1 pseudogene is annotated in these 251 nt (G+C 67.7%); it reads right to left on the minus strand.

Going from position 1 to position 251, the window contains the following annotated elements:
* Positions 1-251 (minus strand): annotated as a pseudogene (locus KVS71_RS17990) (tRNA 2-thiouridine(34) synthase MnmA); the annotation flags it as partial.

Genomic DNA, 251 nt, shown 5'->3' on the forward strand with positions numbered 1-251 from the left:
GTAAGTGTGTGCGAGTTGGTCGGCCGTCAGGACGCCGAGCACGTCGGACTGGTCCTTCGCGTTGTCCGATGCCCGGTGCAGTTCGAGACCCTCCGCGCCGTCGGCGAGGGTCGCGTAGTGTCCCGTGCACACGGCGTCGAAGCCGAGTTCCAGGGCGCGCTCCAGCAGGGCGGCGGACTTGATCTTCTCGTTGCACCGCATGCACGGGTTCGGCGTCCGACCCGCACGGTACTCGGCGACGAAGACGTCGA

It is taken from the genome of Microbacterium sp. GbtcB4 (assembly GCF_019091465.1).
Classification (GTDB): Bacteria; Actinomycetota; Actinomycetes; order Actinomycetales; family Microbacteriaceae; genus Microbacterium; species Microbacterium paraoxydans.